A 594-nucleotide genomic window follows, 5' to 3' on the forward strand; every position below is an offset into this window, starting at 1 on the left:
CGCCGCAATTAGACACGAATCACACTGCGACGCGCCGTATGCGAGCGGATCCGTGAGCGTGTCTACCCCACTCGTGTGGGTGCGGCGGGTTACGCTCATCGACGTGATCTCCATGCGTCGTTGCTGCCGACCCGGCTGCAAGAATCCGGCCGTCGCGACGCTCACCTATGTCTACTCGGACTCCACCGCCGTGGTGGGCCCGTTGGCGACGGTGGCCGAACCTCATTCCTGGGACCTCTGCGGAACCCACGCCTCCCGGATCACCGCCCCCAAGGGCTGGGATATGGTCCGGCACGAAGGCGGCTTCTCCACCAGCCCCGACGACGACGATCTGACCGCGCTCGCCGAGGCCGTCCGCGAAGCCGGACTACGCCGCCGCCCGCCGGAGCCCGATCAGCGCGGATACCGCGACCACACCCCACCGCCCCGGCCCACCCGCACCGGCCGCCGCGGCCACCTCCGCGTACTCCCCGATCCCCCTAGTTGACGGTATTCGTCGGCGCCCCGGGCTGGGATGTCGCGCGCTTCGTGCTCAGAGACGCACTTCGGTCGTGATCTCCGTGGTGCGCGCGACTCCCCATACCGACCCAGCCG

The 594-nt window shown here is 69.5% G+C and carries 1 protein-coding gene; it reads left to right on the plus strand.

What is annotated here, in order from left to right; all coding sequences use genetic code 11:
- Positions 1-112 precede the first annotated feature (112 nt).
- Complete coding sequence (locus NS4_RS29960; protein WP_084481536.1) at positions 113-487, plus strand: DUF3499 domain-containing protein; 375 nt, start codon at positions 113-115, stop codon at positions 485-487.
- The last annotated feature ends 107 nt before the right edge of the window (positions 488-594 follow it).

The organism is Nocardia sienata NBRC 100364 (genome assembly GCF_001613205.1).
Lineage (GTDB): Bacteria > Actinomycetota > Actinomycetes > Mycobacteriales > Mycobacteriaceae > Nocardia > Nocardia sienata.

Coding starts and splice junctions, on each gene's coding strand:
- NS4_RS29960 (WP_084481536.1), top strand. CDS start 113: ATGCGTCGTTGCTGCCGACCCGGCTGCAAGAATCCGGCCGTCGCGACG.